The sequence below is a fragment of the Bradyrhizobium sp. ORS 86 genome, from assembly GCF_045571475.1.
Classification (GTDB): Bacteria; Pseudomonadota; Alphaproteobacteria; order Rhizobiales; family Xanthobacteraceae; genus Bradyrhizobium.
Window position 1 is genome coordinate 4,801,695 of the sequence record NZ_CP120699.1, and the last position, 25,967, is coordinate 4,827,661.

24 protein-coding genes are annotated in these 25,967 nt (G+C 63.2%); 9 read left to right on the forward strand and 15 right to left on the reverse strand.

Features of this window, described 5'->3' with window-relative positions:
• Nucleotides 1–129: 129 nt before the first annotated feature.
• The 3 genes from P6U25_RS22480 (at nucleotide 130) to P6U25_RS22490 (ending at nucleotide 2,663) form a co-directional block, all read left to right on the forward strand.
• Nucleotides 130–1,734 (forward strand): sensor histidine kinase, encoded by a 1,605-nt coding sequence (locus P6U25_RS22480; protein WP_407146956.1) that lies wholly within the window; start codon nucleotides 130–132, stop codon nucleotides 1,732–1,734.
• 127 nt (nucleotides 1,735–1,861) lie between these two features.
• Entirely contained in the window at nucleotides 1,862–2,065 is a 204-nt protein-coding gene (locus P6U25_RS22485) for a DUF1289 domain-containing protein (protein ID WP_280972183.1), read from the forward strand.
• Nucleotides 2,066–2,093: 28 nt separating this feature from the next.
• Nucleotides 2,094–2,663: a TIGR02281 family clan AA aspartic protease gene (locus P6U25_RS22490; RefSeq protein WP_407146957.1), complete on the forward strand. Its 570-nt coding sequence runs from the start codon at nucleotides 2,094–2,096 to the stop codon at nucleotides 2,661–2,663.
• A 379-nt stretch (nucleotides 2,664–3,042) separates the two neighbouring features.
• On the opposite strand, the gene P6U25_RS22495 is transcribed toward P6U25_RS22490, so the two are convergent.
• From P6U25_RS22495 to P6U25_RS22520, 6 genes are all read right to left on the reverse strand, one after another.
• Nucleotides 3,043–3,783, reverse strand: a complete 741-nt coding sequence (locus tag P6U25_RS22495) for an ABC transporter ATP-binding protein (RefSeq protein ID WP_407146958.1) — start codon at nucleotides 3,781–3,783, stop codon at nucleotides 3,043–3,045.
• The gene (locus P6U25_RS22500; RefSeq protein ID WP_407146959.1) at nucleotides 3,780–4,523 is read right to left on the reverse strand and encodes an ABC transporter ATP-binding protein; all 744 of its coding nucleotides are present in this window, start codon (nucleotides 4,521–4,523) and stop codon (nucleotides 3,780–3,782) included. The genes P6U25_RS22495 and P6U25_RS22500 overlap by 4 nt, the downstream gene beginning before the upstream one ends.
• A gap of 2 nt (nucleotides 4,524–4,525) precedes the next feature.
• Entirely contained in the window at nucleotides 4,526–5,530 is a 1,005-nt protein-coding gene (locus P6U25_RS22505; RefSeq protein ID WP_407146960.1) for a branched-chain amino acid ABC transporter permease, read from the reverse strand.
• Nucleotides 5,527–6,396, reverse strand: a complete 870-nt coding sequence (locus tag P6U25_RS22510) for a branched-chain amino acid ABC transporter permease (protein ID WP_407146961.1) — start codon at nucleotides 6,394–6,396, stop codon at nucleotides 5,527–5,529. Before P6U25_RS22510 ends, P6U25_RS22505 begins: the two co-directional genes overlap by 4 nt.
• A 39-nt stretch (nucleotides 6,397–6,435) precedes the next feature.
• Complete coding sequence (locus P6U25_RS22515) at nucleotides 6,436–7,686, reverse strand: ABC transporter substrate-binding protein (protein WP_407146962.1); 1,251 nt, start codon at nucleotides 7,684–7,686, stop codon at nucleotides 6,436–6,438.
• 515 nt (nucleotides 7,687–8,201) lie between these two features.
• Nucleotides 8,202–9,071 carry a GntR family transcriptional regulator gene (locus tag P6U25_RS22520; RefSeq protein ID WP_407146963.1) on the reverse strand — a complete coding sequence of 290 codons (870 nt, stop codon included), beginning with the start codon at nucleotides 9,069–9,071 and terminating at the stop codon, nucleotides 8,202–8,204.
• Nucleotides 9,072–9,169: 98 nt separating this feature from the next.
• Between P6U25_RS22520 and P6U25_RS22525 the strand changes: the two genes are divergently transcribed.
• From P6U25_RS22525 to P6U25_RS22540, 4 genes are read left to right on the forward strand one after another with little or no spacing between them, the layout of a single operon-like run.
• Nucleotides 9,170–10,630: an amidase gene (locus P6U25_RS22525; RefSeq protein ID WP_407146964.1), complete on the forward strand. Its 1,461-nt coding sequence runs from the start codon at nucleotides 9,170–9,172 to the stop codon at nucleotides 10,628–10,630.
• Nucleotides 10,627–11,502, forward strand: a complete 876-nt coding sequence (locus tag P6U25_RS22530; protein WP_407146965.1) for an alpha/beta hydrolase — start codon at nucleotides 10,627–10,629, stop codon at nucleotides 11,500–11,502. Before P6U25_RS22525 ends, P6U25_RS22530 begins: the two co-directional genes overlap by 4 nt.
• Nucleotides 11,499–13,049 (forward strand): ABC transporter substrate-binding protein, encoded by a 1,551-nt coding sequence (locus tag P6U25_RS22535; RefSeq protein WP_407146966.1) that lies wholly within the window; start codon nucleotides 11,499–11,501, stop codon nucleotides 13,047–13,049. Before P6U25_RS22530 ends, P6U25_RS22535 begins: the two co-directional genes overlap by 4 nt.
• Nucleotides 13,050–13,078: 29 nt before the next feature.
• On the forward strand, nucleotides 13,079–13,759 hold the full coding sequence (locus P6U25_RS22540; protein ID WP_407146967.1) for an FMN-binding negative transcriptional regulator: 681 nt from the start codon (nucleotides 13,079–13,081) through the stop codon (nucleotides 13,757–13,759).
• Between the two features lie 102 nt (nucleotides 13,760–13,861).
• On the opposite strand, the gene dusA is transcribed toward P6U25_RS22540, so the two are convergent.
• From dusA to P6U25_RS22570, 6 genes are all read right to left on the reverse strand, one after another.
• A complete protein-coding gene (gene dusA / locus P6U25_RS22545; protein ID WP_407152580.1) occupies nucleotides 13,862–14,821 on the reverse strand; it encodes a tRNA dihydrouridine(20/20a) synthase DusA in 960 nt (319 codons plus the stop codon).
• A 392-nt stretch (nucleotides 14,822–15,213) separates the two neighbouring features.
• Nucleotides 15,214–17,094 (reverse strand): TRAP transporter large permease subunit, encoded by a 1,881-nt coding sequence (locus P6U25_RS22550; protein WP_407146968.1) that lies wholly within the window; start codon nucleotides 17,092–17,094, stop codon nucleotides 15,214–15,216.
• A 5-nt stretch (nucleotides 17,095–17,099) separates the two neighbouring features.
• Complete coding sequence (locus P6U25_RS22555) at nucleotides 17,100–18,125, reverse strand: TRAP transporter substrate-binding protein (RefSeq protein ID WP_407146969.1); 1,026 nt, start codon at nucleotides 18,123–18,125, stop codon at nucleotides 17,100–17,102.
• 180 nt (nucleotides 18,126–18,305) lie between these two features.
• Complete coding sequence (locus tag P6U25_RS22560; RefSeq protein ID WP_407146970.1) at nucleotides 18,306–19,322, reverse strand: transketolase family protein; 1,017 nt, start codon at nucleotides 19,320–19,322, stop codon at nucleotides 18,306–18,308.
• Nucleotides 19,319–20,167, reverse strand: coding sequence for a transketolase (locus P6U25_RS22565; RefSeq protein WP_407146971.1), 849 nt, complete (start codon nucleotides 20,165–20,167; stop codon nucleotides 19,319–19,321). Before P6U25_RS22565 ends, P6U25_RS22560 begins: the two co-directional genes overlap by 4 nt.
• A 19-nt stretch (nucleotides 20,168–20,186) precedes the next feature.
• Nucleotides 20,187–20,948 (reverse strand): SDR family NAD(P)-dependent oxidoreductase, encoded by a 762-nt coding sequence (locus P6U25_RS22570; protein ID WP_407146972.1) that lies wholly within the window; start codon nucleotides 20,946–20,948, stop codon nucleotides 20,187–20,189.
• A gap of 140 nt (nucleotides 20,949–21,088) precedes the next feature.
• Here P6U25_RS22570 and P6U25_RS22575 point away from each other — a divergent pair, with 140 nt between their 5' ends.
• Nucleotides 21,089–21,973 (forward strand): LysR substrate-binding domain-containing protein, encoded by an 885-nt coding sequence (locus tag P6U25_RS22575; protein WP_407152581.1) that lies wholly within the window; start codon nucleotides 21,089–21,091, stop codon nucleotides 21,971–21,973.
• 74 nt (nucleotides 21,974–22,047) lie between these two features.
• On the opposite strand, the gene P6U25_RS22580 is transcribed toward P6U25_RS22575, so the two are convergent.
• Entirely contained in the window at nucleotides 22,048–22,728 is a 681-nt protein-coding gene (locus tag P6U25_RS22580) for a cupin domain-containing protein (RefSeq protein ID WP_407146973.1), read from the reverse strand.
• Between the two features lie 313 nt (nucleotides 22,729–23,041).
• Between P6U25_RS22580 and P6U25_RS22585 the strand changes: the two genes are divergently transcribed.
• The gene (locus tag P6U25_RS22585) at nucleotides 23,042–24,052 is read left to right on the forward strand and encodes an acyltransferase family protein (RefSeq protein ID WP_407146974.1); all 1,011 of its coding nucleotides are present in this window, start codon (nucleotides 23,042–23,044) and stop codon (nucleotides 24,050–24,052) included.
• Nucleotides 24,053–24,162: 110 nt separating this feature from the next.
• Here the strand turns inward: P6U25_RS22585 and P6U25_RS22590 are convergent, their stop codons facing one another.
• Both P6U25_RS22590 and P6U25_RS22595 read right to left on the reverse strand, forming a co-directional pair.
• The gene (locus P6U25_RS22590; RefSeq protein ID WP_407146975.1) at nucleotides 24,163–24,978 is read right to left on the reverse strand and encodes a methyltransferase domain-containing protein; all 816 of its coding nucleotides are present in this window, start codon (nucleotides 24,976–24,978) and stop codon (nucleotides 24,163–24,165) included.
• A 106-nt stretch (nucleotides 24,979–25,084) separates the two neighbouring features.
• Entirely contained in the window at nucleotides 25,085–25,954 is an 870-nt protein-coding gene (locus tag P6U25_RS22595; RefSeq protein ID WP_407146976.1) for a glycine reductase, read from the reverse strand.
• Nucleotides 25,955–25,967 lie beyond the last annotated feature (13 nt).

Consider the following 25,967-nt stretch of genomic DNA (forward strand, 5'->3'; position numbering starts at 1 on the left):
GGCCAAAGGTTAATTTAACTCCCGGTTAACGCGTTTCTTTAGCTCTTTAAGTTATCGCTTAATGATTTGGCGTCACAGATAGACGATGCAAAAAGCTCGCGCGGTCCGCGAGCAGGATTTGTGTTGTTTATGAGTAATCCCGCAGAAAAGCCTGAAGTTGTACAGCTTCCGGCAGGGCCTCAGGTGGTGGCGCCGGTGAACAACCGGCGCGCCTCTGCGCAGCGGGTGCGCGAAGCGCGCGATCGGTTAACGTCGACCAGTGGAACCCGCCCCGCCTTCGACGCCGAACTGCTCAGACAATACGCCCAGACGAGGATGTCGGCATCCTACGTCGTCATGCTGCTGGTGGTTGCAACCGGCGCGCTGTTTGGCTTCTGGATGCAGCCGATCGTGGCCGCCGCGTGGACCTGCGGCATGCTCTGCATCCACGCCGCGATCATTCGCGGTTGCTCCCGCTTCCTCGCCGAGCAGCCCTCGGTCGCGGTGACCCGCAAATGGCGCACGCGCTTCGTGCTGCTCGACCTGCTCTATGGCCTGTGCTGGACCGCGATCCTGATGCATCCCGCCGGCCGCGACCTCGCCTCCAACACGCTGATGATGTTCCTGATGCTGCTGGTGATCGCGGTGTCGAGCATGCTGGCGGCGAGCCTGCCGATCGCCGCGCTCGCGGCGACGATCCCGGTGACGGTGGCGATTGCGCTCGATCTGGTGCTGAGGGGCTCTTTCGACAATTACGTGCTGGCGCTGCTGGCGCTCGCGGCCGAAGGCTACTTTGCGCTGCTCGCCCACCGCCTGCATTCGACCACGCTCGCGACGCTGGAGGCACGTGCCGAAAAGGACGCGCTGATCGGCGAACTGGAACAGGCCAAGGCGATCTCCGACGAGGCGCGGCATCGTGCCGAATCCGCCAACGTCGCCAAGTCGCGCTTCCTCGCCCAGATGAGCCACGAGCTGCGCACGCCGCTCAATGCGATCCTCGGCTTCTCCGAAGTGATGAAGAGCGAGATCTTCGGTGCGCACACGGTGCCGGTCTACCGGGAATATTCCGCTGACATCCATAATTCCGGCGTGCACCTGCTCAACCTCATCAACGAGATCCTCGATCTGTCGCGGATCGAAGCCGGCCGCTACGAGCTGAACGAGGAAGCCGTGGCGCTGGTGCATGTCGTCGCCGACTGCCACCATCTCCTGAAGCTGCGCGCCTCGAGCCGCGGCATCACCATCCACGAGGTGTTCGAGCACGGCATGCCGCGGATCTGGGGCGACGAGCGCGCCATCCGCCAGGTCGTGCTCAACCTGCTCTCCAACTCGATCAAGTTCACCCCGCAGGGCGGCGAGATCTGGCTGAAGGTCGGCTGGACCGCGTCTGGTGGACAATATCTGAGCGTCAAGGACACCGGCTCCGGCATAGCAGAAGACGAGATCCCGGTCGTGCTGGCCTCCTTCGGCCAGGGCTCCAACTCGATCAAGTCGGCCGAACAGGGCGCGGGGCTTGGGCTGCCGATCGCCAAGAGCCTCATCGACATGCACGGCGGCACCTTCACGCTGAAATCGAAGCTGCGCATCGGCACCGAAGTGATCGTCACGTTCCCGCCTGAGCGGGTCATGAGCGCGCTGGCGCCGATGTCGGAGGACGCGCCGCCGATGCAGCCGGAGCCCGTGGTGAGCTCGGCGAGCAGCGACCGGCAGCGTGTACGCCGCAGATCGATCATGAGTGCAGGCACCGGATTGTAGAGCATGGCCCGGAAAGGTGTGACGCGGTTTTCCGAAGATCATGCTCTGGACAAGCAGCAGAAGCGCGAGGGAACCGTTGCGCTTCGACCCGCTTGTGCAAACGGCTGAAACCGTTCAACACTGAAGAATGAGCTCAGAAACGCCGTGTATCGCAGTCTGCATGATGGATCCCAGGACCAAGCTCTGCTTCGGATGCGGTCGCACGCTTCCGGAGATCGCGCGCTGGCACAAGATGGACAGCGCGGAGCGGTTGGCGGTGATGGCACTGCTCCCCGCGCGCATGGCGGATGCCGGGCTCGAGCGTATGGAGCCGCGTCCGAAACGCGCCTGAGCCTGCGCGGGATGCGCGGAGGCGCACGATGAGCCGCATCCTCCTCGTCATCCTGCTGCTGATGGCGACCGCCGGTGCGGTCGTCGCCTACGGCGATCCCAACCAGATCGCGCGCGCCAGAGAAAACATCTCGCAAATCCTCGGCCGGAGCAGCGGTAGCGGCAATCCGTCCGCAGCCCCTGCGGTTGAGATCGCGCGCAGCCTGGGCGGCGAGTTCGCATTCCGCGCCAAGATCAACGGCGTCAGCGCGCCAATGGTGATCGACACCGGCGCGACCTCGGTCGTGCTGACCTGGGAAACGGCGAGGGCGATCGGCCTGCCCACCGAGATGCTCGAATACAATGTCGACCTCGAAACCGCCGGCGGTCACACCAAGGCGGCGCGGCTGACACTCGATCGGCTCGCTGTCGGAAAGCTCGTCGAGAAATCGGTACCGGCGCTGGTGGTCCAGCGCGGCCAGATGAAGACCAACCTGCTCGGCATGAGCTTCCTCGACCGGCTCGAAAGCTGGGGCGTGCGCGCCGACAAGCTGATGCTGACCGGCTACCCCGAACTGTCCGCGCACAGTCATCGGCGCCCGCGCACGGCGGTCGATTAAAGCATGGGATTACCTTGACCTGACACAGCACGGAAGGTCACCTCTCCCTTGGGAGAGGTCGATTTGCGCAGCAAATCGGGTGAGGGGTTGCGGTCGATCGAGAGGCCAAGGCCCCCTCACCCGGATTGCTTCGCAATCCGACCTCTCCCCGATGGGGAGAGGTGGGCCGAAGCCGCAGCAAGGTCGATTCAACTCAAATTCATCCGCCTCACCGCCATCGTTGCGACCTCAGACTCGCTTCTGATGGAAGCGATAAAGCAGGATGCCGAGCGTGATCGCCGCAATCACGTAGAACGTCAGGGCATCGGTGTTGGGATGTCCCTCGAAGAAAGCCAGCATCATTCCCCTCCTCGCTAAGAAAATCACAGATGTCTCGGCGTCATCGCATTGCGCCCTGGTGCTCGCCCACGGCCCATTCCTTCGCACTGGCGCCGGCCATCGAGCGGACGCGCTCCTCGTCGGTTGCAAGCTCGGCGGCGCTGCCGCTGTAGATGATGGCACCGTCGTCCAGCACATAGGCGCGATCGGCGATGGCGAGGCTGACGCGAACATTCTGCTCGACCAGCAACACCGAGATCCCCTCCTTGCGCATCGCTTGAATGATCTGGAAGACCTCCTTGACGATCAGCGGAGCCAGCCCCTGGCTCGGCTCGTCCAGCAGAAGCAGCTTGGGATTGAGCAGCAATGCTCGCGCGATCGAAAGCATCTCCTGCTCGCCCCCGGAAAGCTGACGGCCACGACTGTCCCGCCGCTCCGCGAGGCGCGGAAAGGTCTTGAAGACGCGCTCGGTGTCCCAAGGACCGGGCCGCGCGACCGGCACCCGCAAATTGTCCTCGACGGTCAGGTTGGCGAAGATCTTGCGGCCTTCCGGGACGTAGCCCACGCCGAGCGCCGCCACCTGATAGGGTGACATCCGGGTCGCGTCGATTCCGAACAAGGTGACATTGCCATTACGCGGTGGCGTCAGTCCCATGATGCTGCGCAGCGTCGTCGTCTTGCCGGCGCCGTTGCGGCCAAGCAGCACGACGATCTCGCCTTCGTTCACCGTCAGGCCGACATTGTGCAGGATATGGCTCTTGCCATAGAACGTTTGCAGCCCCGCGACCGTCAGCGGCGTCATCGGCTCTCTCCAAGATAAGCTGCCTGCACCGCTTCGGAGGCTGCGATCTCGTCAGGCCGCCCCTCGGCAAGCAAGCCGCCCTGATCGAGCACCGTGATGTAGTCGGCCAGGTGGAACACCACGCGCATATCGTGTTCGATCAGCACGATGGTGTAATTTCTTTCCCTGTGCAGGCGACGAATGAGGGTCGTGATCTCGTAGGTCTCCTGGTCGCCCATGCCGGCGGTCGGCTCATCGAGCAGCAGCAGGCGCGGAAGCTGCGCCAGCGCCATCGCGATCTCGGTGGTCCTCTGGTCGCCGTGAGAGAGTTCGCCGACCAGCCGGTCAGCCTTGGCGCTGAGCCCCACGAGCGCCAGCATTTCAGCCGCGACGTCGTTGGCGAGCTTTGCATCAGCCCGGTTCGGCAGCATGTGCAACGTCTGTCGCGCCGCGACCTCGGCCGCGGTGAGCACGTTCTCATGGACGGTCAGTTCCGGAAACACTTCGGTGATCTGGAACGTGCGTCCCATGCCGAGCCCGACCCGCAGGTGCGCCGGCAGGCGCGTCACGTCCTTCCCTTGAAACAGGATCGATCCCCTGGTCGGCGGAAAGTAGCCGCTGATCATGTTGAAGAAGGTCGTCTTGCCCGCCCCGTTCGGGCCGATGATGGCGCGCAGCTCGCCCGCCTTGACGGACATCGACACGTCCTTCACGGCGACCAGGTTGCCAAATCGCTTGGTGATGTTGCGAACCTCGAGCATGGTTACACCGACTTGCGCGCACGCCGCATGCCGAGCAGGCCGCGCGGGAAGAACAGCACCACGATCACGAAGATCGCGCCGACAAAGGACATCCAGTTCACAGTCATTGACGAGATGTAGTCCTGCAACACCACGAACACGGTTGCACCGACCAGCGGTCCCCAAAACGTCCGCATGCCGCCCATCACGCACATCACGACCAGATAGCCAGACAGCGAGTAGTGCAGCGCCAGGGGATCGGCGAAGTTATTGAGGAGCGCGTAGAGGGTGCCCGCAAGTGCGGTGAAGAAGCACGAGATCGAGAACGACAGCCAGATTTGTCGTTCGACCGGGATCGCCAGGAACCGCGCGCGGCGCTCGTTCTCCCGGATTGCCCGCAAGGTGTGGCCGAACGGAGAACGCACCAGTAGGCCCAACAAGCCCACGGCGAGCGCGAAGACGGCGAGAAGGAAGAAATAGAATCTGTTACCGCCGTCGGTGATGTCGAGCGTCAGCGGACCAAACCCGATCGGCTCGCGGTGAAAATCGCGCAGGCCGTCAAAGCCGCCGGTGAAGTCGTTCCAGCTATAGGCGAGATAGTACCAGAGCTGCCCGAACGCGATCGTGCACATCGCAAAGTAGACGCCGCGGCGGCGCACGATCAGAAGACCGAACAGCGTCCCGGCCAATCCGCCCAGCAGCGTTCCCAACAGCATGGCGAGCGGCGTGCTGTGCACGAGATATCGCAAGGTGAGCCCAGCCCCATAGGCGCCAAGGCCAAAATAGGCGGCGTGGCCGAAGCTCAAGACACCGGTGAAGCCCAGCAGCAGATTCAGTCCCATCGCGGCAAGCCCGAACACCAGCACGCGTCCGGCGAGCGCCGTGTAGCCGCCGAGCAAGGGGAGCCAGTACGGCACCGCGAGCAGGACGGCCCAGACGACGGCGAGCATGACCCATCTGGGAACGGCGGGCGTCCGTCTTGCACCAATCGCCGCGGCGGTTGCGCTCGTGCCGACGTCGGCGCTCATGCCATCATTCCTTCCTCGCCCATCAGACCTCGCGGACGAACAAGAAGCACGATCATCATGATGGCATAGATCACAGCCTCACTTGCCGAAGGATAGAAGACTGTGGTGAGCGCCGCGGCCACTCCGATCAGCAGCCCACCGAACAGCGTGCCGATCAGGCTGCCGACGCCGCCGACGATGATGGCGATGAAGCTCGGCATCAGCAGGTCGTCGCCCATATTGGGATTGAGGCCGATCTGCCCGGCGGCCAACACTCCGCTCAACCCGGCGAGCAGGCAGCCAAGCGCGAAATTGAACGTGCGTAACAGGCTGATGTTGACCCCGAGCGACGCCACCGTCTCGAGATCAAGCGTGCCTGCCCGGATGCGTATGCCGACTTGGGTGTAGCGCAGGAATGCGAACAGTCCGGCCACCGCAATGACGACGACGCCGACCATGAAGACGCGGTACCAGGTGATGAAGAATAGTGTCGCGCTGATCGGCTGCGACAGGAACTCCGGCAATCCGAGCGGCAGCCCGTTCGGTCCCCAGATGTAGCGGGCCGCATCTTGCATTACGAAGGCGAAGCCGAAGGTCAGCAACAGGCTATAGACCGGATCCCGGTTATAGACCCGCCGGATCATCAGCCGCTCGACCGCAAGACCGATCAGCGCCGTGATGAAGGGCGAGACCAGCAAGGCGCCCCAGTAACCCAACGTCGGCGACAAGGTAAAGGCAAGATAGCCGCCGAGCGCCAGGAAGTTGCCGTGAGCGAAGTTGATGACGTTGCTGAGGTTGAGGATCAGGGATAAGCCCAGCGCCATCAGCACGTAGAATGCACCGATGATCAGACCATTGGTGACGTTGAACAATATAACTTGGAACATCCCGCCCTCGGCTCTGGTGATGGTTCAGGGGCGGTTGACTCAGGCCGGCGCCACCATCTTGCAGCCGGTGTCGGCCACCGAGCCGGCAGCCTCATCGCCCGGGACGAGCGACGAGACTGCGAACAGATCATCCGGTTCACCCTTCGGCGGATGAACTTCGCCGACGAAGATATTCGGCATCAGTTCATGATCTCCCGCGCGATAGCGCACCCTGCCCGGCTGCAGTGCGACGTCCGGCGGCAGCTCGAGGTCCTCCAGTGCCTTCGCCATCTTCGGACCTTCGAGGGACTTCGCTTTCTCCGCGGCAAGCCGGACCGTATGCATCGCCACGTAGCCGAACCAGTCGCGCGCAGTGGGCGTCTTCTTCGTGGCAGCGCGGAAATCGCCCACAAACTTGACGACCTCGGGCACCTTGGGCTGGTTCCACCACCATTCCATGACCCACCAGCCGGTCTGCGCATCAGGCGGACATCCCTTGACGCTTTCCAGCTCGAACAGCGCACCGCCCAGTGCCATTTCCTTCTGCATTCCGAACTGGGTGAACTGCTTCATGCAATTGATCTGCGTCAGGCCGCCCATGTTGTTGAGCAGAACGTTCGGCTTATAGGCCTTCGCCTTGATCAAGGTCGCGGAGAAATCGGTATTGTTGATCGGGAGCATATCGCCTTCGAATGTTCCGCCGGCCTTCTTCAGTGCCTTGATGAAGGCGTCCTGCAAGGTGTGGCCGTAAGCATAGTCCGGCGTGATGAAGAACCACTTCTTGCCGAACTTCTTCACCAATTCCGGCGTGATGGCATTGGCGTCCATCGTCGTGGTGTTGCAGATGCGGAAGACGTTCCACTTACAGCTCGTTCCGGTGATCGGGTCGGTATGACCGCCAGGAACGATGTGAAAGATCTTCTTCTCGTTGGTCACCTGCGACATCGCATAAGCGATGCCGGAATTCACGTCACCGAGGATGACTGCGACATTGTCGCGATCGATCAACTTCCGGGTCTTCTGCACCCCGGTCCCGACATCGTTCGCGGAATCTTCGACGAGGAGCTGGACCTGGCGACCGAGAATACCGCCCTTCTTGTTGAGTTCGGCTTCGGCATATCGGGCGCCGTCGACCTCACTCTGCGCCAGCGCGGAAAGCACGCCGGTCAGTGGATTGACCATTCCGATCTTGACCGGCTCGTCCGCGAGCGACTTGACGATGAAGGGCGCGCCAATCGCCTGGCTGCCGGCCAAAGCCAATCCGGACTTGATGAGCGTGCGACGATTGATCGACAACCGAATCGTAGCCATTCCAGACCTCCCGGTTTTGTAATTTTTCGCGGACGTTATTTCATGAAGACAAGGTCACTCCGGCTGCTCCAAGTGATCGTGAAGAGATCACGATCTCAGAGATCAAGGGCGATTTGACATCGCTGTTTGGAATTGGGCGCGCGAGGCGGCTGGCTCTTCTTCCCGCATCGAAGGATGCGGCAGTCGCGGCGCTCCGGTGCGGCAGATTGCCCCACTCCTCCTGCGGCACAAATCCACAATTCGTCTAACCGGATGCAGATGTAGCGCCCGGGCCGCCGCCGGTGGTGTCACACACCGAAACGACAGCCAACGTTTGGTTCGGCGTGGCGGCAGCGTGGCTGACCTGGAAGATCAAGGCGATCGGTCCGTCGGTCGAGATGCCCGGATCACCGGCGGTCACTGCTGGCGCGGCGGACGCTCGGCAAGGCGTTCCGCACGATCATGCGCTTGGTGCGGCCGCGACGCATCGCGATGAGATCATCACGCCAACTGATCTATTTGAACATATAATACACTTAGTCGTCTGCGTCCACCCGCTCGAGCTGGGGATGGGCGAGCCGGCTGGCCGCATCGATGTGGCTGCGCATCAGCGCCGCCGCGACCTCCAATTCGCCGCGCTCGATCCGGTCCAGGATCTCCAGATGCTCGTTGCAGGATGCGACGACGCGCTCATGGCCGAACGTCCAATCGTAGTTGACGAAACGCCGCAACCGGTTCTGCTGCTCGAGCGCCAGAAGCAAGTAGCGATTGTCGGCGCCGGCCGCGATCCCCTGATGGAACGCAGCGTTCATCTCGAAGAAATCGACACTCGAGGATTTGCGCCAGGGCGCGGCCAGTGCAGCGCGATGGCGTGCGCGCATCTCGGCCATCCAGGCCGGATCGAGGCGAAAGCCCGGCATCAGGATCGCCGCAGGCTCCAGCAGCCGACGGAAGGCAAAACTCTCCGCCCTCGCTTTGGGATCGTCGATCGCTTGCGAAAACAGCCAGCCCCGCCCCGGCTTGCGCTCGATCAGCGCGACCCCGGCAAGCCTGTTCAAGACCTTGAGCAGGAACGGCCGCGTCACCTGATAGCGCCGCATCAGATCGGACTCGGAGACTTCGAGCGGCAGGGCGCCGGCGAGCCGGTCGCGGGCGATCTCGACGCAGAGCTCGCTCGCCTCGTCGGAAATGGCCGGCGCATCGTCAAGCGACAGGCTCGTGACGCTCTTGCGCAACACGAAACCGCGGCGCGGGCGCGCCTCGACGAGACCGCGCCGCGCCAGATGCTGGAGGGCGGCGCGCACCGGCGTGCGCGACACCTGCAGCCGCGCCGCAAGGTCGGCTTCGGTCAGACGCGCGCCCGGCCCGAGCCCGTCGCCGCGCACGAGCTCGACGATTTGCGGCAACAGGTCCCGTTGCAGGCGGGTGGGACGAGATGTCGATTTTTGTTTCATGTGACTATAAAATACACTAGTGTCCCCGCCATGACCAGAGGAGAGTGAGCATGACCGAGCGGATCGCTGATGACGCGAGGCGCGCGCAAGACGCGCCCGGATCGCTCGACGGCCCACTCTGGCGCGCTGACGCCACCGCGCTCGCCGCAGCAATCCGGGCGCGGAAGATTTCGGCGCGCGAGGCGGTCGAAGCGGCACTCGCGCGCATGGCCGACGTCAATCCTTCGCTCAATGCCATCGTTCTGTCGCTCGCCGACGAAGCGCTCGCCACCGCGGACGCGCTGGACGCCAAGCAGCGCGCCGGCGAGGAATTGGGCCCGCTGCATGGCGTGCCGGCGACGATCAAGATCAACATCGATCAACGAGGCTGCCCGACCGACAACGGCATCGTCGCCAACAAGGGTCTGATCGCCGAGCACGACAACCCGGTCGTCGCCAACCTTCGCCAGGCCGGCGCCATCCTGATCGGACGCACCAACGCGCCGGGCTATTCGATGCGCTGGCACACCGGCAACGCGTTGCATGGCGAGACTCGCAATCCATGGCGCGCCGACCGCACCTGCGGCGGCTCCAGCGGCGGCGCGGCGGTCGCGACCGCCATTGGCATGGCACCGATCTCCCATGGCAACGATATCGCCGGCTCGATTCGCTACCCGGCCTATTGTTGCGGCGTGTTCGGCCTGAAGCCGTCGCTTGGACGGGTCCCCTCCTACAATCCGAGCTTCCAGGGACTATCGCCGATCTCGTCGCAGTTGATGGCGGTGCAAGGCCCGCTGACGCGCAGCGTCAGGGATTTGCGCCTCGCCTTCGCAGCGATGGCGAAACCCGATGTGCTCGATCCCCGCACCGTCGCACCGGCTCCCTTCCCTCCGGCGCGCCAGCCGATCCGGGTTGCACTCGTCGACAGCCTTGACGGCACCGCTTTCCATCCGGCGGTGAGCGCAGCGCTCAGGGCTGCCGCACGTGTACTCGAGGACGCCGGCTATCACGTCGAGCCGGCTTCGCCGCCGGAGCTCATCACCGCCGCCGAAACCTGGCCGCGCCTCGCCATGCCCGATCTTCTCGCCCAGCTCGAACCCTATATCGAGACGAACGGCGATGACGGCGTCCGCCGCGCCGCCGGTCTGTGGCGGCGGGTGTGGCCGCAACACGATCCGGCCGAAGTGCTCGTTGCGCTCGGCGAACGGCTGAGATTGCTGCGGCAGTGGCAGATCTTCCTGATCCGCCATCCGCTCATCCTCATGCCGGTCTCGACTGAACCGGCTTTCGAGGTCGACGCCGACGCGCGCGACGAAGCGATGACGGCTGCGATCATCCGCTCCCAGCGACCGATGACTGCGGTCTCGCTGCTCGGCCTGCCCGCAATCTCGGCGCCTACGCTGGTGTCCGATGGACTGCCGATCGGCGTCCAGCTCGTCGCTGCGCCCTTCCGCGAGGACCTCTGCTTCGATGCGGCCGGAGCGATCGAGGCGCGGCTGCCGCCGGCGCTGCCGCCCGAGCCGCGGCGATGAGCGCATCCGCCCCGAAGCCCCAAGGCCACCGTGCGCGCCTCTCTTACTATGATTTCGGCCGCACGACCGTCTATTGCTGCCAGCGCGACCCGCGCTTTTCCTATTGCGCCTATGTTCCGGAAAGCTATGGGGAGGATGGCGCTGGTCGCTACCGCCTGCTCGTTGCCGTCCATGGCTCGCGCCGCGAGATGATCGCCTATCGTGACGTCTTCATCGCGCTTGCCGAGCGGCGCCGGCTGATCGTCCTTGCGCCCTTGTTTCCGGTCGGCATCCTCGCACCCGACGATCATTCGAGCTACAAGATGCTGCGCGTCGGTGCGATGCACTACGACGCCGTGCTGTTTGCGATGATCGCAGAGCTTGAGGCGCGCTACCGGCTCGATGCCGATCGCTTCGGTCTGTTCGGCTTTTCCGGCGGCGGGCAGTTCGCCCAGCGCTTCCTCTATCTGCACCCGGAGCGGCTCAGCGCCGTATCCATCGCATCGCCAGGTGTCGTCACCCTGCTCGACGTCGAACGCGACCACTGGGTCGGCGTCCGCGACTTCGCCGATCGCTTCGGCAAGCCGCTCGACCTTGCCGCGATGCGTCGCGTCGCCGTGCAGATGGTCGTCGGCGCCGACGACAGGGACACCTGGGAAATCACCATCAAACCGGGCGACGCGTGGTGGCAGCCGGACGCCAATATCGCCGGCGCCGACCGGCCGGCCCGGCTCGATGCCCTCAAGGCGAGCTTCGAGGCGCATGGCATTTCGGTGCGACGGGACATCGTTCCCGGCGTCGCCCACACGCTGCCCGGCCTGATCCCGGTCGTCGAGGATTTCTTCAATGCGGCTTTCGCTGGTGAAGCGGATCATAGGGAGGGCGTGCGATGAAACGAGCGCTGGTGGCAGCCTGGCTCTGCACGATGCTGGTCACGCAAGCCGTTGCCGAGGAGCAACCGAAGCAAGGCGGCATGCTCACGATCCGGCTCAATTCCGACATTCGCAGCCTGGAGCCCGGCGTCAACCGGGACACCAACACCGATAACGTCCTCAACCACATCTTCGAGGGTCTGGTCGCCTATCGCGCCGATATGAGCGTCGGTCCGGCGCTTGCAGACTCCTGGACCGTCTCCGGCGACGGCAAGACCTATCGCTTCGTGCTGCGCGACGGCGCGACGTTTCACAATGGCGCCCCGTTGACGTCGGCCGAAGTGAAATGGAGCTGGTCGCGACTGCAGGCCAATCCCGCCTGGCAATGCCGCAACGTCTTCGACGGCAGCCAGGGCGTCAAAGTGATCGACGTCGAGGCGCCCGAGCCGCGCATCGTCGTCTATCATCTGGAAAAGCCGAGCGGCATGTTCCTCAAGCAACTGGCGAACATCCAATGCGCGGTGCTCGTCGCCCATCCCGACAGCGCGGATGCGCAAGGCCAATGGCGCGCGCCGATCGGCACCGGTCCGTTCAAGCTCGCCGAATGGAAGCATGATCAGTCTATCGATCTCGATCGCGTCGCCGACTACCGGCCGAGCACGGCACCAGCCAGCGGCTACGCCGGCGCGCGGATTGCTCATGTCGACCGCGTCCGCTTCAGGATCATCCCCGATGACAGCGCAGCGCGAGCCGCGCTGCGGACCGACGCCGTCGACGTGATCACGGAAGTACAGCCTGAACGCATCGCAGAGTTGCAGGCCGGCGGCGTAAACGTGCAGACGGCGTCCGGCCTTGCCCGCGACGCGCTTCTGATCAACGACAAGGACCCGCTGCTCGCCAATCCGAAAATGCGCGAGGCAATCGCCACGGCCATCGACCGCGAGCAGATCGCTGAGATCCGCAGCCAGGGCCTCGCCAAGGCCAACTCGTCGGCGGTCAGCGCCTCGATGGCCTATTTCGATCCGGCCTTTCTCGCCTGGCCCGCTTATGACCCGAGCCGCGCCGCCGCACTTCTGAAAGAGGCCGGGTATCACGGCCAGCCGATCAAACTGCAGACCAACAAGCGCTATCCGGGCATGGATGCCAATTCCATTCTGCTGCAGGCGATGCTGTCGGCGGTCGGCCTCAACGTGCAGATCGAAACCCTCGATTGGGCGACGCAGCTCGACCGTTACATGAAGGGCGAATTTCAACTGCAGTCCTTCACCTATTCCGGCCGCTTCGACCCGGCCTTGACCTACGCGACCTTTCTTGCCGACCGCACCAGGTTCAAGTGGGCGCAATGGGACGATCCGAAAGCGCTCGATCTGCTGCGCGAGGCGATGGAGACGGCTGACGATGCGCGGCGCAAGCAGCTCTTCCTCGACCTGCATGGCTTGCTGAGGGCGCAGATTCCAACCATCGGGCTGTTCTACGAGCCGGCGGTTGACGCAACCACAAAGCACGTGCACGGCTACAGGGTATGGGCGCCGGACCGGCCGATTGCCTGGGGCGTGTGGAAGGACTGACGTCAGGCAAGCAATAAGGCGACGACCTCATGGCCCAGCAATCAGCGAGCGGCTCGCCACCCGCAACCGGCGACAAGTTCTTCTCCGCACCGCATTTCCGCCAGGCCGATGCGGCGCAGGCGCTGCAATGGCTGCGCCGCTATCCTTTCGGAGTCCTGATCACCACGGGCGCGTCGGGCGTGCGCGCGACGTCCCTGCCCTTCGTCGTGGAGAACGACGATCCCGCCGACATCCGGTTGCTCGGGCATATCGCCTTGAGGAACAGCCACGCGGCAGACCTCCCGTCCGTGAACGAGGTTCTGATCGTTGCCAATGGTCCGAGCGCCTATATCTCGCCGCGCTGGTATGCCGGCCCCGCCAATGTGCCGACCTGGAACTATGTCGGCCTGCAATTGCGCGGACGGATCGAACTGCTGCCCGCCGAGACGGACCGGCGCTATGTGCTGGAGCGCACCGTCGACGAGTTCGAGCGTCGCGCCGCCGCGCCCTGGCGGTTGAGCGATGCGCCGCTAGATCTGGTCACGCGGCTTCTCGGCGGCATTGTCGCCTTTCGCATCGGTCCGTGCCGGCTCGAATGCGTCGAAAAGCTCGGGCAGAACAAGCCCGGCGCCGACGCCGAGGGCACCATGGCCGGCTTGCGCGAAGAAGGCGACGAAATGAGTCACGCGGTGGCCCGCATGATGCAGCGGATCTTCGCAAGCCCAAGCTAAAGCGCGATGTGATTGAGTTGAATCGTCATCGCGCTTTAGCTCTTTGTTTGAGCATGATCTTCTCGGAAAACCGCTTCACACTTTTCCGGATCATGCTCTAGATCAGGCGGCGATCGACGCCGGGACGCGCTCCTCGACCAGCGCGATCGCATCGCGCAACACATCGGCGCCGGCCCCCGGCTTGACGCCGTGCTGCGCCAGGTGACGGCGGAACGCACGCGCGCCCGGCACACCGTGGAAGGCGCCAACGAAGTGTCGCGTGATCGCATGCAGCCGCGTCCCGAGCGCGAGCTGCGCCTCGATATAGGGCATCATCGCCGCGAACACGTGCTTCATCGTCGCATGCGGCGACACCTCGCCGAACAGTTCGGAATCGACGGCAAGCAGCCGCCACGGCTCCTGATAGGCCGCCCGTCCGAGCATCACGCCATCGACATGCGCAAGATGCTGCCGCGCCTCGGCAAGGCTCGCGATGCCGCCATTGATGATGACGGGCACATCCGGCAACGCCGCCTTCAAGCGATAGACGCGATCGTAATCGAGCGGCGGGATATCGCGGTTCTCTTTCGGCGATAGCCCGTTGAGCCAGGCCTTGCGGGCGTGAACGATCAGCATGTCCGCCCCCGCCGCAACCACCCCGCGCGCCAGCACATCGAGGGCGACTTCCGGATCCTGATCGTCGATGCCGATGCGGCATTTCACCGTGACGGGAATGCTCACCGCACGCTTCATGGCCGCGACGCCGTCGGCGACCAGCGCCGGCTCGGCCATCAGGCAGGCGCCGAAGCGGCCATCCTTCACGCGGTCGGAGGGGCAGCCGACATTGAGGTTGATCTCGTCGTAACCGAAATCCTCGCCGATCCTCGCGGCGGTCGCGAGATCGCGCGGATCGGAGCCGCCAAGCTGCAGTGCCACGGGGTGCTCGCTCGCATCATGCCCGAGCAGCCGCATCCGATCGCCGTGGATCACCGCGCCGGTCGTCAACATCTCCGTATAGAGCCGCGCCCGCCGCGACATCAGCCGGTGGAACACGCGGCAGTGCCGGTCGGTCCAATCCATCATCGGCGCCACGGAAAATTTCCATTCCATCTCAACTGCTTACCCGCAAGCCGGGCGCAATGCAACACGATGTTTGGAACCGCTGCCGGGCGAAGCAGGTCCGGCCCAACCAAAATATCGAAAACAACCCCATGCAAAGTAGCTTTGCGGGTGCGCGTCGGCCGAAGCGCGACAAACCGTCTACGCTCTCGCAGATGCCGACACCATCGTCGACCGCCCAGGCCGCGCGCGTGGTCAAGAGCCGTCGCCCGCTCCGGACCTCTACCGCCGCCTCTACTGGCGATACAGGCTCTGCCGGATCATGATGCGTTTCCGCGGAATTGCATCATGATTTGATCTCTTTGTTTGAGCATGATCTTCTCGGAAGACCGGCTTCCACTTTTCCGGATCATGCTCTAGAGGAACCCGATCGAAATCCACGGCACAGCCGCGACAATAATCGTGCCGATCAGCAATGCGATCATGTAGGCGGCCATCGGCTTCATGCCTTCGTCCGGATTGATGCGGCTGATCGCGCAGGCGGCGTAGTAGCCGACGCCGAAGGGCGGCGCGAACAGGCCGATACCCATCGCAAGCACGACGACCATTGCATAATGCACCTCGTGCACGCCGACCTGCCGTGCGATCGGGAACAGCAGCGGCCCGAACAGGACGATGGCCGGAATGCCTTCGAGCACGCTGCCCAGGATAACGAAGGCGACAATGGTAACGGCAAGGAACATCGAGACGCCGCCTGGCAGTGCGGTCATGACCTTCGCGAGCGAAGCCGAGAAGCCGGATTGCGTCAGCGCCCAGGCCATGCCGGTGGCCGCGCCGATGATAAGCAGGATGGCGCCGGAGAGCGAGGCGGTCTCGACCAGCATCGGATAGAGGCGTCGCCAGGAGAACTGCCGGTAGATCAACAGTCCTGCGAGCATCGCGTAGACGATGCCAATGGTGGACACTTCGGTCGCGGTGGCAACGCCCTCCACCACCGCCGCCCGGATCACGAAGGGCAGCGCGATAGCGGGAATGGCGGCCACGAAGGCACGGCCGATCTCGCGCCCCGTCGCCCGCTTGACATGCGATAGGTTCTCGCGGCGGTAACGCCACCAGACCACGGCGCAAAGCGTGACCGCGAGCACGATGCCCGGTAGTAGGCCGCCCGTGAAAAGCGCGGCAATCGACACGCCCGTGACTGAGCCGATCGTGATCAGCACCAGCGAAGGCGGGATGGTTTCCGTCTGCGCCCCGGTTGCAGAGAGCAGCGCCACGAGGTCGCCGGGCCTGGCGCCGCGTGCCTTCATTTCGGGAAACAGCACAGGGGCAACGGCTGCCATGTCGGCAGCCTTGGAGCCGGAGATCCCGGAGACGAGATACATGGCTCCGACCAGCACGTAGTGCAGGCCGCCGCGGACGTGCCCGAGCAAGCTGGCGAGGAAGCTCACCATGGCCCGGGCCATGCCGGTCATTTCGATGAGCAAGCCGAGGAAGACAAACAGCGGCACCGCCAGCAGGATCAGATGGCTCATGCCCTCGTCCATCCGGCCGATCACGACCACGCTCGGTGTGCTGGTGGTCAGGGTGAGGTAGCCGACCGTGGCGAGGCCGAACGCAAAGGCGATCGGAACCGCCGCAAAGACCATGGCGCCGACTAGGAACACAAAAAAGATGAGCAGGTTCAAGTTGCCCAATGGTTTGAGCACAGGCGCCAGAAGCGCAAGGACAGCAACGAGACCGCCGACCAGGGCGACAGCCGCAAGCCCGCTGCGCAAATCGGCGATCGCGGCCAGACGCAGCACCGCGACGACCAGCATCAGTCCGATGCCCAGCGGCAACGCGGCCGCCCGCCAGGAATTGACGATGTCGAGTGCCGGCGTTCGGACATAGACCTCGTCGACCGCGAAGTCATAGGCGGGATGGATGACGAGAAGCAGGAAAGCCAGCGACGCCGATATAGCGACGACATCGAGAAATGCTCGTGCAGACGGACCGAGCATGCCGACGATCGCGGTCATCCGCATATGCTCGCCGCGCTGGAATGCGATGACCGAGCCGAGCATCGCCAGCCACAGGAACAGGATGCCGGCCAGTTCGTCTGTCCATACGATCGGCGCATGAAAGACGTAACGGGCAATGATGCCGAGCAGGAGCACAACGATCTCCGCGACGACCAACAGCGCGGCGGGAATGGCAACGGCCGGCTCGAGCACGCGGGTCAGGCGTGCAACGCCACGGCGCCATCCGGACAGAGGCGCCCCCGCAGCCTCCAACTCGGTTGCAGGTGCATGGGCCATGGCGCTCACCCCAGCTTTCCTGCGGCTCTCTCCAGTTGCGTCCAAGCCTCCTCGCCAAACTTGGCCTTCCAATCGGCGTAGAAGCTCGTTTTGGCCAGCGCCTGCCGGAAGCCTGCACGGTCGACCTCCAGGAACTGAATGCCTTTCGCCGCCAGATCGGACCGCAGCGCGTCGCTCAGCTTTGCGATATCGGCACGTTCGTCGTCCGCGGAGTTGTCGAATTCGCGGGTCACGATCGCTTGCAGATCCTTTGGCAGTTTCTCGAATGCCCGCTTGTTGCCGAGGATCCAGTAGTTGTCCCAGACGTGGCCGGTCAGGCTGCAGCTCTTCTGCACCTCGTAGAGGCGCGCGGTCGCAATGATCGGTAGCGGATTTTCCTGCCCGTCGACGACCTTGGTCTGCAGCGCGGAGTAGACCTCGTTGAAATTGATCGGGGCGGGACCTGCGCCAAACGCCTGGAACAGCGAAGTAAGATTCGGCGCTGCCGGCACCCGAAGCTTGAAGCCCTTAAGATCGTCAGGCGTTTTGATCTCGCGGCCCGATGAAGTGACATGGCGGAAGCCGTTATCCCAGGCCTTCGATACCGTCATGATCGGCGTCTTGGCGATCTGCGCACGGATGTAGGCGCCGAGATCGCCATCCATCGCTTTCCAGACCGTATTATAGCTGGTGAACAGGAAACCCAGATTTGCGATTCCCGCAGCCGGAACCAGCGTCGCGAGGACCAGCGAGGACAGGTTAAAGAACTCGACGCCGCCATTTCTCACCTGGGTGAGCAGGTCGGTGTCCGAACCGAGCTGGTTCGCCGGGAAGATGTTGATCTCGAGCCGCCCGCCGCTGGCCTCGCGGATGCGATCGGCCGCCTCTTTGGCGCGAATGTTGACCGGATGTGTGGGATCCTGCCCGGTCGCGAGCTTGTAAGTGAACTCCGCCGCGGAAGCGCGGCGGGTAACAATGCTACAGAGCGGAACGGCGGCCGCGCCCATCATCAACGTGCGGCGGCTCACGGTTATCAGCTTGCGCGTGCTCATCGTTTCCTCCTTGAGATTTTGGCTCCGACTGGCGGATTGGCAGCAACGGTTGCTCCCGTTGATTTTCTTGTTGACCGGCGCGAGAAGGCCGGCGAAGGGCGGCAGCCGTCGTCGCTCTCCGCAGCGGAGCTGCGAAGCAAAGGACGTGGCCAGGTCTGTTGTGGAGCTGCGGCTAAGGCCTCAGCGCCCAAGCCACTGCTTGATCTGCCTTGATACTTCCGCGGTCGAAATTCCGTAGCGGTCGTGCAGGGTCGGAAGCGCGCCGGCGGCGAGAAATTCGTCGGGCAGACCAATCTGGCCGAAGGTGGGATGAACCCCGGAACGCATCAGCAGGCCGGCGACCGCTTCGCCGAGGCCGCCGATGACCGTGTGGTTCTCGGCGACGACGACCATGCGGCCTGGCTTTGCGGCCTCGCGCAGGATCGTTGCCGCATCGAGCGGCTTGATGGTTGGGACGTGCAGCACGGCCGCATCGACGCGGTCGCCGGCCAGCGCCTTTGCGGCCTCGAGCGCGCGCATGGTCATGATGCCGGTGGAGATAATCAGCACATCGCCGCCGTCGCGGATCAGGGACGCCTTGCCGAGCTCAAACTTGTAATCGTACTCGTCCAGCACCAGCGGCACCTGACCGCGCAGCAGCCGCACATAGACCGGGCCTTGGTGGGCAGCGACGGCAGGCACCAATTGCCCGATCTCGTGCGCATCGCAGGGGTCGACCACGATCATGTTCGGCATGGCGCGGAACAGCGCGAGATCCTCGGCTGCCTGATGGCTCGGGCCATAGCCGGAGGTCAGGCCGGGCAGCGCGCAGACGATCTTCACGTTGCGGTCTTCCTCCGCGATCGTCTGATGGATGAAGTCGTAGGCGCGCCGGGACGCAAACACCGCATAGGTTGTTGCGAAGGGCGTGAAGCCTTCGGCAGCCAGCCCCGAGGCGGCACCGAACAGAAGCTGCTCGGCCATACCCATCTGGTAGTAGCGATCGGGAAACGCCTTGGCGAAGATGTGCAGGTCCGTGTACTTGCCAAGATCGGCGGTCATGCCGATCACGTCAGGGCGGCTGCGCGCGAGCTCGACCAGCGCATGCCCGAAAGGCGCGGGCTTTGTTCGTTGCCCTTCGGCGGCGATCGAGGCGATCATGGCCGAGGTGGTCAGTCGCGGCTTGCCCGACGGCATGGTTGGTGCGGCGGGCTTCATGACGGCCTCCCTGCTTCGAGTGCGCGCAGAGCGAGCTGCCATTCGTGCGGCTCGACCCGGATGAAATGATTCTTCTCCCGCTGCTCAAGGAACGGCACGCCTTTGCCCATCAGCGTGTCGGCAACGATTATGCGCGGCTTAGGCTCGGGATAGGATTTGGCGGCATCGAAGGCGGCCACCACCGTATCGAGGTCATTGCCGTCGACGCGCTGCACGAACCAGCCGAACGCCTTGAGCTTTTCCACGAGAGGCTCGAACGCCATCATTTCCGTCGAAGGGCCGTCGGCCTGCTGGTTGTTGACGTCGACGATGGCAATCAGATTGTCGAGCCTGTGGTGAGCGGCCGACATCATCGCTTCCCAAACCGAGCCTTCGTCGAGTTCGCCGTCGGAGAACAGCGTGTAGATCCGCGCCTTCGATTCCTTCCGCTTCAGACCGAGCGCCATGCCGACACCGATCGCAAGGCCCAGCCCGAGCGAGCCGCCCGACATCTCCATGCCCGGAGTGTAGGAGGCCATGCCCGACATCGGCAGGCGGCTTTCGTCGCTACCATAGCTTTCCAGCTCCGCTTCCGGAATGATGCCGGCCTCGATCAGGGCGGCATAGAGCGCGATGGCATAGTGGCCGTTTGAGAGCAGGAAGCGGTCGCGCCCTTCCCAGGACGGCTCCTCCGGCCGGTACTGCATGGCATGGAAGTAGGCGACCGCAAGCACGTCGGCGATATCGAGCGCCTGCGCGATGTAGCCTTGACCCTGGACCTCACCCATCCGCAGCGCGTTGCGGCGGACATTGTGGGCGCGCTGCGCCAGCGTCGGCGCGTTGGCAATCATCCCGGCATTTCCCATGGCGATCTTCCTTTCGCGCTCAGTGGATGAGCATACCGCCGTTGACATCGATCACCGCCCCCGTGACATAGGCAGACAGGTCAGACGCAAGGAAGGTGTAGATCCCCGCAACGTCTTCGGCTTGGCCGAGGCGGCCGAGCGGAATGCCTTCAAGTATTTTTGCCCTCATCTCATCAGTGAGCTTGCCGGCGGTGATATCGGTTCCGATCAGACCCGGCGTGACGCAATTGACGCGGATGCCGTCGGGGCCCAACTCGCGGGCCATCGCCTTGGCCAGGCCCAGCACGCCGGCCTTCGCCGCCGAATAATGCGGACCGCCGAAGATGCCGCCGCCGCGCTGCGCCGAGACCGACGACATGCAGGCGATCGACCCGGACTTGCGACGGCGCATATGCGGGATCACTGCCTGGGAGAGGAACAGCACGCCCTTGAGATTGACGTTCTGGATGCGGTCCCAGTCCGCCGGCGTGATGTCGAGCAGCTTCACCGGCTGGGTAATGCCGGCGTTGTTGATCAGGATGTCGATCTGGCCGAAGACGGCGGCGATGGCCTCGATCACCTTCGCGCAGGATTTCTGGTCGGCGACATCGCAGGTCAGGCCGATGTGAGGCTCACCGGAAATGGCTTCCAGGCTTTTCGCTGCGGCTTCCGCCGCGGCGCCGTCGAGATCGAGGATCGCAACCCGGGCACCTTCCGCCGCAAACCGTCGCGCGGTCGCCAGCCCTATCCCCCGCGCTGAGGCTGCGCCTGAAATGACTGCCGTCTTGCCGCGTAGCAGCATGCCTTCCTCCCTGACCTTCGACCCGGCAAGGCACCGTCGATCGGCGCCCGTCTTCTTGACGCCATCGACTACGCCTGAGCGGCGATGGCGACAAACGCGCAGTTGTCGCCGACAGGTGAATCTGGTTCACTTATCGGATGTTGCTGTCCAGTATCCCGATTTCGGCGATCCGCGCCTTCGAGGCGGCCGCGCGCACCGGCTCCTTCCGTGATGCCGCCAGCGAACTCCACCTGACGCCGAGCGCCGTCAGTCACGCGATCCGCAAGCTGGAAAGCACGATGAGTACGACGCTGTTCGAGCGCAGCGCCCGATCGATCCGGTTGACGCCGGCCGGACATAACTTGATGCGTCATGCCGGGGCCGCGTTCGACAATCTGCGGCGCGGCATCGAGGAGGTCGCCGGCCGCGGGCCGCAACTGCTTCGCGTGCACTGCGCGCCGAGCTTCGCGGCGCAGTGGCTGGCGCCGCGTCTTGGCCAATTCATCGCTGCCGAACCCAAGCTCGAAGTGCGGCTCGCCGCCAGCACCGAATATGCCCGCTTCAGCAACGACGATTTCGATCTCGATATCGTCTACGGTCAGCCGAGAAGCGAGGCTCTGGAAATCATCCCGCTCGGCGATGAGACCGTGACGCCGCTGTGCACGCCGGCGCTTGCAAAGAAAATTCGCAAGCCGAAGGATTTGTTCGGCCAGGTACTCATCCGTTCAGACGTGAAGCAGGTGCAATGGCATCAATGGTTCGCCGCGAACGGGCTTGAGTCACCCGCGATTCATGGCATGCGTTTCGACCGCAGCTTTCTTGCGATCGCCATGGCTTCGAGCGGTCTCGGCATCACTCTGGAGTCGACGCGGCTTGCCGAACGCGAAATCGAGACGGGCAAATTGGTCGCTCCGCTGGCCGGCCGCGCCGTCGATGTCCGCTATGTCGGCCATCATCTCGTGTTCCCCCGTGCCAACCGGCAGCGCCGCGCGGTTCGGACATTCGCCGATTGGATCATGGCGGAGCTGGCGCCGCCGAAGCGCTAAAGCTTGCCCCATCGCTCATACTGGGCATCGCAGTCGCAAGGAACTATTCTGAAACGCGAAATACCGTGTACCGGCTACCCGGGCAGCCGACAGACATCCGGATGCAGCAGCGTCGCCTCCTTCATCCAGATACTTGCGCCTTGCGGGCCAACCGCAGCTTTCAGGTCGACGCCGGCGGGGAGCCGCCCCCAGCTCTGCGGCTGCAGCGTCTCATCCCCGATCGTTAGTCCGCCCGATAGGACAAGGAACTCGAGCCCGCGCGCATTCGCAAGGCTGATGGTTTCACCCGGCTGCCAGTCTTCAAGGCGGACCTCCTCGTGGCCGTCGTCAAATAGAACGCGAGCGCTGCTTGCACCGGGGCGCGGTGCAACCTGTCGGCCCTGCCCTGGCTGACGCACGACCTGGGTCCGGTCCTCGTCCCGGAACTGCCAGAGCCGCACGAAGATGGTGCAGCCGTCCTTCGCAGCGGGGACATGTGACGTCCCCGGCGGATTGCGGAAGTAGCTGCCGGCGGGATAGTCGCCATGCTCATCCTGAAAGATACCCTCAAGGACGACGATCTCTTCTCCACCGCCATGCGTATGACGCGGGAAGACGCTACCGGGAGCATAGCGCACGATCGAGGTGGCGCGCGCGACCTCGCCGCCAATCCGAAACAGCATGCGCCGATCCACGCCGGCCGACGGACTGGCCACCCAGTCCAGTTTCGCGGCGTGAACGATCACAGGCTTCGATAGATCATCGTTGATGCGCATCGTTGCTCTCCCTCAGGGTAGCATCATCCGAAACTCGCCGCTTCGCTATTTCGGATCATCTTACCATTGCAAGGACCTAAGCTAGGACACGTTTGCAGTCGCGAACTGGTCTAACGAGCTCCTCCTTAATCCCGTCATTCGTCCATAAATTCTTGCAGGAAGCCGCCGCCTCGGCCGTGTAGATCAATTCCGCGAGAAAACTGGCTGGCTCTGATTGCGACGGTTGACCAAATATTGTCGAGCATTATCGATGCTGCCTTAGAAGTGACATAACAGTCTACTCGATTTGGAGTTGTATGGTCTTGCGGGGCGAATGGAACAAGACAGACTTCCAGGTCTTCAAGCCGGGCGAGCAATCGCAGCGCTTTCGGTTGTCTATTTTCATTCATATATTGCACTGCGTTGGTTCCCGACAGGTGCCGTCCATCCGTTCCCCCCTCTGGCTGCTGGCGGCTTCTTCGGCGTCGATTTCTTTTTCGCAATCAGCGGCTATGTCATTTCGGTCGTAACGGACCGGCCGCGCTTCTCGACTGTGCAGTTCCTGATCAAGCGGATATTTCGCCTTTATCCGGTAGTCATCATCTTCTCCCTGTTGCAGCTTTGGCTACACAGAGCCGCCATCGTGGATGTGACCGTCGACCATTCGTGGTCAAGGGTTCTCTACGGTATGTCGCTCCTGCCGGATGACGGCGAGCGTTACTATGCGGTCACTTGGACACTCGAGCACGAGATCATCTTTTATGTGCTCGCTGCAATCTTGGTCCCCCTTATCGGTCGGACTGGCCTAATGCTCCTGCTGTTCGTGCTTACCGCGATCGCCTATCTCGTTCGGCCTGAGATCGGCAAAGGACACATCTTCACGATGGTACACGCCAACTTTGCTGTCGGCATCCTCGCCTATGAGTACCGGAACGCGCTGCAGAAGCTTGGCACTCTGGGGCCGATCCTGACGGCGCCGCTGCTCTACTGGGCCAGTTTGTATGGCTATCAACTCGCTATTCCGGCGGCGTCATTGCTGGCTTTGGTCGGCTTCGTCAATTTGCGTGGAAGCGGCGGAGCTTGGCGCTCCGTAGTCCTGCTCGGCGACGCGAGCTATTCGATCTACCTCTCGCACTGGATTATTCTCTATCTGTCGAACCGCCTTGCGTTCGATATCGAAGCGTCGGTCCCAGCCGAGATTTGGCGTTTCGGAACGATGGTCGCAGTCTGTGTCATATCGATTGCGCTATGGTTCGGGATCGAGCGGCCCATCAACGCTATTGGTCACAGATTAGCTGGTCGTTACCGACACCATGCAGAAGACCGACAGCTCTCGACTGCTTGATGGCTACGGATTGAACGATCTCTTTCCCATTGCCGAGCAACAGCTAGCCAGCCAAGCCAGCACTGCCGAAGAGGGTCAGCAGCACTTAACATCCAAAGCTCGTAAAGTCATCATTCCGCGATGATCTGGCCTTTCACCGCGAGTAGATCTTCAGGCGCATATTTCCGGAATTGCTGCGCTGGAACAAGGTCCGCTGGCGGCATTCCTTGAACTGAGCTCTCTTCAACGATCTGGAACCCGGCCTCGCGAAACAGTCTCAAGTAGTCGCTATGGCGCAGTCGATTGACGAACTGACGACCGCTGTTAAACGGCCGCCATTCCTCATCCGAGTAGCGCAGGAAGTTTAGCCGCGAAACGTTCCGATCGCTCCTCGCATAGTGGTCGCTGTAGTCAATCGAATGCGTCGTCACGCCTTTGGTTACTGCACGCAACGCCGAGAGAAGCCGCAGCAGTTGGTCTGCCGGGACATGCTCAAGCACTTCATTTGAGCATGAGCAGTCGACCGGCTCGTCATTCGACCCGACATGGTGCGGCGCCCTATAGACGACGCCTGACGCTTCCAGCGCAGCCCATGAAGAGGCATCAATCCCCCCCGGATTTAGCTGCCGGGCGGCGTGATCCACGAGATCTAGACGTGCCAGCCTCTCGACATCGGACGCGATCACACGCTCTACACCAAGCTTCCGTAGGCTGATCGGCACCGCCAGATCCCGGCCCGCGCCGATCTCTAGCACGGTCGCAGGACGGCCTCCTTTGTATCGAGCATAATCCTCAAGCACTCGCCCCGCGATCCCAGCCAGCGACTTCAGCGTGTTCGACCGGCGCGGCCAAGTCCGCGTAACGTGCCGTTGCAATAGATAGTGGAGTGTTCCGCCTCCCGGAACTTCCAACACCCGGAACGCCAGTGCTTTCACGCGCCAGTCCATAGCTCCACAACCTATAGGCGAGGCAGCCGAAGCGCAAGCTATCGATTGAAGTAGCCCAGCGATCTTTCGGTTTGGCATCGGCCTTTGAGCTGCGTGGGAAGTGAACTTACACGTTACGACACTCCTCAGTCTGCTTGGCCTTGGCTTGCCGCTGTCGGCGCTCGTCACCTAGCTTGAGCAGCCGCTCGCGATCCTCCGGATTTACTCGTCCGTACCGTGGCCGCCAGAGCGAACCGTCCTCCTTCCACGCAAATGGCGCCTTCACGGTCGTTCGGGGCGCCGTCGCCGTGTCAAAAAGCGCGAGCGCCTGGCGCATGATGTCACGCTGCATGTCAGGTCGCCACGGATGCCCGCACGGATTGCCGAGGGGAAAATCCGTGAAGTAGAACCGTGGAACGCCGCAGTGCTCCACGACATCCAACGCCGAGCCGATAATGACGGTCGGAATGCCGTTCGCTTCCAGATGCCGGGCCACCAGGCTTACGGTCTGATGACAAACAGGGCATAGCGGGCAAAGGATCGCAGCGTCCGCCCCATCGTTTCGCACACGCGCCAGGATTTCAGGTGCATCCTCGGTGCTTGTTTTCCGTTGGCTGTATTCTGTCGGCACACCGTGAAAGTGCCGGGTCAGTCCGACGAGCGCTCCTTCGCCGACCAATCCGAACGCGGCTGCTATCGGCAAGAAGCTGCCCGGGTCATCGGTGTGGGTCGACTCCTTGTCCCACGCAACATTGTCGGTAAATAGCTTCTTGGGCGGCGGCGATACCAAACCGGACCACACCCGCTTCACGCCGTCGAAATCTGCCGGACTAGCCGTAGTAATCAGCGCGATCCGCAGGTCCGATGATGGCTTGGCAGGCAAGGTGAAAGGAACATCATCAAAGGTCGCCCAGACATAGTCGTTGTCGTAACCGAGGGCACGGTAATAGTGGCGCGTTCGCTCCATATACTGAACTGGCATTTCCGCTGCGGTCATGTGGAATCTCCTC